We start from the raw sequence: 4,552 nt of genomic DNA, 5'->3' as shown, positions 1-4,552 counted from the left end.
GCTGCGAGGCTCGCCAGACAGAGCGAGACGGCGAGGGCGGCGCGCAGGACTGGCGATCGGATCACGCAGCGATCTCCGCAGCCCGGCGCACGACCTCCGCAAGCCCGGCGGTCGCCTGCAGTCCGGCGACCTGCTCGGGCGCGAGCCACGCGACCTCCGTCGCTTCCTCGCCGGGGACCGGCTCTCCGGACACCCACCGCCCGGCATAGGCGAGCACGGCCATGTGCCGCTCGACCGCGCCCGTTTCGTCGCGCCGGACGACCTCGACGAGATCGGCGAGGCCGATCACCTCGGCCCGGACCCCGGTCTCCTCCAGAAGCTCGCGCGCTGCCGCCTCGCTGGCGGTCTCGCCGAGCTCCACCAGTCCGCCCGGAAGCGACCACAGACCCTGAGAGGGCGCTCGGCCCCGCCGCGCCAGCAGCACGGCGCCGTCGCGGAAACAGGCGAGGCTCGCCGCGAGCAGGGGGCGGGCGGGCCGCAGCCGGTCGTCTGTCGCTTCGCTCATCCATCCGTTCCTGCGGCCGGGCGATACGCTCTTGATCGCGAACGCCGCCGCGTGCAACCACCAACGGGTCGAAGGATCGCGGACCGCGCTTTCGCGGCGATTAAGCCGCAGGCGGGATGATCGGGGAAGCCGTGCATGTGCGGACGCTACGCGCAGACGACGTCACGGGAGGCCCTGGCGGTTCTGCTGGACGCCGTTCCGGCGGTCGAATTCAGCCCGCGCTACAACATTTCGCCCACCCAGCTTTGTCCCGTCGTCCTGATGGAGGAGGGCGAACGGCGCCTGGCGCTCCACCGCTGGGGCCTCATTCCGCCCTTCGCCTCTGATGAGAAGGCGGCGCCGCTCATCTTCAACGCGCGGGCCGAGACGATCGCGCAGAAGCCGGCCTTTCGCACGGCGCTGCACAAGCGGCGCTGCCTCGCGCCGGCCGACGGCTGGTATGAGTGGCGCGCGACCGGCCGGTTCAAGCAACCCTATCTGATCCGCCGCGCGGACCGCCGGCCCTTGATGTTCGCCGGCGTCTGGGAGACCTGGCGGCGCCCGGACGGCTCTCCGCTGCGTTCCTTCGCGATCGCGACCGTGCCGGCGAGCCGCGATCTCGCCGAGATCCACGAACGCATGCCGGCGGTGCTGGAGCCGGAACACTGGGACGCCTGGCTGGACAATCGGGTGGACGGCGGCAGCTTGGCGATGCGCTGCCTGAAGCCCGCGCCGGCGGGACGGTTCGACGCGGTCGCGGTGAGCGCGCGGGTGAACCAGGCGAGCAATGACGGCCCCGAGGTGCAGGAGCCGGCGCCGCAGTTCGACCGCGAGGAGGCGGAGCCGCTTCAGCCGCGGCTTATCTGAGGCTCAATCCTTGCGGACGTAGCCCGCAGCGGCCCCGTGGCCCGGCGCCGCCGGCAGGATGATGCTTCGGCCGCTCGGCGCCGCCGCCTCTACGGTGACGCGCGGCACGCATTCGCCCGGCGCGATCACGTCGTGGCGGCGGTCGATCCAGCGGCACACCACGAAGCCGGTCGCGCCGCGGTTGCAGATCTGTTCGGAATAGCGCGCGGTCACGACCTCGGGCGGCGCGCAGGCGAGCTCCTGGGCGGACGCCTGGGGTGCCGCGAGGGCGGCGGTCAGGAGCGCTGCAGCGCCGGCGCATCGGGTCATCGGGCGGCTCCGGACGAGGAGGTTCCGCCTGATGAAGCCAGAACTGCGTTAAGGCCGCGTTTCGCCGAGGATCACGCCAGGATTGAACAGGCCTTGGGGATCGAGCGCCTGCTTGATCGTTCGCATCAGGTCGAGCTCGACGTCCGATTTCACGCCTGGCAGGAGGTCTCTTTTCAGGCGCCCGACGCCGTGTTCGGCCGCGATCGAGCCGCCGAAAGCGTGGACCACGGCGTGAACCACCTCGTTCATCGCCGCCCAGGCCTCGAGGTATTCGGCCTTGTCGGCGCCGACCGGCTGACTGACGTTGAAGTGGATGTTGCCGTCGCCGAGATGTCCGAAGGCGACGACGCGCGCGCCGGGCATGAACGCCTCGACGGCGCTGCTCGCCTCCGAGATGAAATCGGCGACGCGGGCGAGCGGCACGGAGACGTCGTGCTTGATCGAGCCGCCTTCGCGCCCCTGCACCTCGGACATTCCCATCCGGATGCGCCAGAAGGCCGCCGTCTGCTCGACCGACGCGGCGATCACGGCGTCGCTCAGGAGACCAGCCTCCATCGCCTCGGCCAGGATGTCCTCGAGCCGGCCCGTCAGCCCGCCCTCGACCGGGGACGACAGCTCGATCAGCAGGTACCACGGGTGCGGCGCGTCGAGCGGATCACGGGTCCCGAGCATGTGCCGCAGCGTGAAGTCGATACCGATGCGCGGCATCAGCTCGCAGCCGGTGAGCGCTGAACCGGCGCGCTGCCTGACCAGCCGGAACAGCTCCAGCGCCGCTTCCGCCGAGGGCAGGCCCACGAAGGCGGTGGCGAGATCGCGTGGCGCCGGAAACAACTTCAGCACGGCCGCCGTTACCACGCCGAGCGTGCCTTCCGAACCGATGAACAGCTGCTTCAGGTCGTAGCCGGTGTTGTCCTTCCGGAGCCGGCGCAGGCCGTTCCAGATCCGACCGTCGGGAAGAACGGCCTCCAGACCGAGCACGAGATCGCGGGTGTTGCCATAGGCCACGACGCCGACTCCGCCGGCGTTGGTGGCGATGTTGCCGCCGATCGTGCAACTGCCTTCCGAACCCAGGCTGAGCGGGAAGAAACGATCGACCGCCCGAGCCGCCTCCTGCGCCGCCGCGAGCGTGACGCCGGCCTCGACCACCATGACGTTCTCGTCCGCGTCGACCTCGCGGATGTTGCTCAGCCGGGCGGTCGAAAGCACGATCTGGGCGCCGCTCTGGTCCGGCGTCTGGCCTCCGACGAGCCCGGTGTTGCCGCCCTGCGGCACGATCCGGACTCCGGTCTCGACCGCGAGGCGCACGACGGCGGCGACCTGCTCGACGGTTCTCGGCTGGATCACGAGGCCCCGGCCGCGAAACAGACCGCGCGGCTCGACGAGCCGTGGAGCGGCCGCGTCATCATCCAGCACGTCCTGCGGCGACACGAGCGCGGCGAAGCGCGACAGCAGTTCAGAGGGGAGGGCGAGGGTCATGGCGGCGCGATCCTACGCCAGCTCGCGCGGCGGGGCAGCCCGTCTCGTCGCCTTGACAGGAAGGAAGCCGATCCACTCTAGCTGCGTCGAGGGTTGAACGAGGAGGTCCGGCCTCATGGCGGAAGAGCTGATGGGAGCGGGCCCGAAGGCGCGCGCCGCGAAGAAGCGCGGCTTGAAGGACCGGGCGCTCGACGCGCTTGGCCTCCAGCGCAAGAAGAAGCGCGCGCCCGAATGGCGCAAGCGCGACTACTTCAACCTCGCCCTCAAGAGGGGCATCGAAGGCATTCCGGACGAACGCTGTTTCGTGCTGCAGAACGTCGTGCGCGGCCTTCGGCACGTGCCCGGCGACGTCGCAGAGTGCGGACTGCGCTTCGGCAAGAGCACCGCCTTCATGCTTGCGGCGGACGAGGCGAAGCGGACCTACTGCCTGTTCGACAGTTTCGAAGGGCTGTCCGCCCCGCAGGCTGAGGACGCGCTCAGCGACACCGGCAAGGCCTATTGGGATCAGGCTGATCTCAGCGTCCCGGAAGATCGCGTGCGGGCGAACCTCGCGGGCTTCCCGGACAAGACCCTGCTGTTCTTCAAGGGCTGGATTCCGGAGCGCTTTCCGGAGGTCGCGGATCGCACCTTCGCGCTGCTCCATGTCGACGTCGACCTCTACCAGCCGACGCGGGACGCGCTGGAGTTCTTCTGGCCGCGGCTTGCGCCCGGCGGGATGGTGGTGTGCGACGATTACGGCTCGCGCAAATGCCCAGGCGCGAAGCGCGCCTTCGACGAGTTCTTCGCCGACGGCCGCGGCCGGCTGATCGAGCTGCCGACCGTGCAGGCGCTGGTCCTGAAGCCGGGCTGAGCGTCAGCCCCGGGGGGCGGCAGCTCGCGCCACCCGGTCGCGTATGGCGTCCCCGAGGCCGCCTTCAGGGATCGGCGCGACCGCGATCCGGGGCACGCCCGACGCGTCGAGCCGTCTCAGGGCCGCGAACAGGCGCGCCGCCGCTTCCCTGAGGTCGCCCGAGGCGCTCAACGTCTCGTAGGCCGCGGCGCGATCTGCCCCGGGAACGTCAGGGCCGAAGCCGAGATAGCCCTCGTCCTCCGAGACCTCGGTCGCGTCGAGCCGCACGGCCGCGGCCGGAGCGTAATGCGACAGCAGCCGTCCCGGCGCGATCGGCGCGTTCGCGTCTTCCTCGGCCTGCGCCAGCGGTCGTCCGAGCGCGGCCTCGATCTCGGCGCGGGAGACGCCGCCGGGCCGCAGCAGCCGCGCTTCGCCGTCCAGGCAGGCGACGATGGTGGATTCCACCCCGACCAGCGTCGCGCCGCCGTCCACGACGGCGTCGATCAACTATTCCGACCTCTTCGCCGCGATCGATCTGCTCGCCGAGCGCATCAGAGCGCTCGGTTATCCGGTGCCGACCGGAAAGG

At 70.8% G+C, this 4,552-nt stretch carries 5 protein-coding genes and 1 pseudogene; 2 read left to right on the top strand and 4 right to left on the bottom strand.

The window, feature by feature from the left end:
• Nucleotides 1-61 precede the first annotated feature (61 nt).
• On the bottom strand, nt 62-505 hold the full coding sequence (locus ACIKT0_RS13380; protein WP_407105817.1) for an NUDIX hydrolase: 444 nt from the start codon (nt 503-505) through the stop codon (nt 62-64).
• 135 nt (nt 506-640) lie between these two features.
• Between ACIKT0_RS13380 and ACIKT0_RS13375 the strand changes: the two genes are divergently transcribed.
• Nucleotides 641-1,351 carry an SOS response-associated peptidase gene (locus ACIKT0_RS13375; protein ID WP_407105815.1) on the top strand — a complete coding sequence of 237 codons (711 nt, stop codon included), beginning with the start codon at nt 641-643 and terminating at the stop codon, nt 1,349-1,351.
• Between the two features lie 3 nt (nt 1,352-1,354).
• On the opposite strand, the gene ACIKT0_RS13370 is transcribed toward ACIKT0_RS13375, so the two are convergent.
• Together ACIKT0_RS13370 and ACIKT0_RS13365 are read right to left on the bottom strand one after the other, a co-directional pair.
• Nucleotides 1,355-1,660: a hypothetical protein gene (locus ACIKT0_RS13370; protein ID WP_407105814.1), complete on the bottom strand. Its 306-nt coding sequence runs from the start codon at nt 1,658-1,660 to the stop codon at nt 1,355-1,357.
• 48 nt (nt 1,661-1,708) lie between these two features.
• A complete protein-coding gene (locus ACIKT0_RS13365; protein WP_407105813.1) occupies nt 1,709-3,136 on the bottom strand; it encodes an FAD-binding oxidoreductase in 1,428 nt (475 codons plus the stop codon).
• Nucleotides 3,137-3,251: 115 nt separating this feature from the next.
• Here ACIKT0_RS13365 and ACIKT0_RS13360 point away from each other — a divergent pair, with 115 nt between their 5' ends.
• On the top strand, nt 3,252-3,986 hold the full coding sequence (locus tag ACIKT0_RS13360; RefSeq protein WP_407105812.1) for a TylF/MycF/NovP-related O-methyltransferase: 735 nt from the start codon (nt 3,252-3,254) through the stop codon (nt 3,984-3,986).
• 3 nt (nt 3,987-3,989) lie between these two features.
• Here ACIKT0_RS13360 and ACIKT0_RS13355 read toward each other — a convergent pair.
• A pseudogene (locus ACIKT0_RS13355) lies at nt 3,990-4,469 on the bottom strand (Sua5 family C-terminal domain-containing protein); the annotation flags it as partial.
• Nucleotides 4,470-4,552 lie beyond the last annotated feature (83 nt).

Origin of the sequence: Hansschlegelia beijingensis, assembly GCF_045505405.1 — a bacterium.
Taxonomy (GTDB): Bacteria; Pseudomonadota; Alphaproteobacteria; order Rhizobiales; family Methylopilaceae; genus Methylopila; species Methylopila beijingensis_A.
The sequence above is the reverse complement of the archived record's forward strand: the minus strand, read 5'-3'. Positions and strand labels throughout refer to the sequence as shown.

Excerpts from the sequence above, each read along its gene's own strand:
- ACIKT0_RS13380 (WP_407105817.1), bottom strand. The coding sequence starts at position 505 with ATGAGCGAAGCGACAGACGACCGGCTGCGGCCCGCCCGCCCCCTGCTC.
- ACIKT0_RS13375 (WP_407105815.1), top strand. The coding sequence starts at position 641 with ATGTGCGGACGCTACGCGCAGACGACGTCACGGGAGGCCCTGGCGGTT.
- ACIKT0_RS13370 (WP_407105814.1), bottom strand. The coding sequence starts at position 1,660 with ATGACCCGATGCGCCGGCGCTGCAGCGCTCCTGACCGCCGCCCTCGCG.
- ACIKT0_RS13365 (WP_407105813.1), bottom strand. The coding sequence starts at position 3,136 with ATGACCCTCGCCCTCCCCTCTGAACTGCTGTCGCGCTTCGCCGCGCTC.
- ACIKT0_RS13360 (WP_407105812.1), top strand. The coding sequence starts at position 3,252 with ATGGCGGAAGAGCTGATGGGAGCGGGCCCGAAGGCGCGCGCCGCGAAG.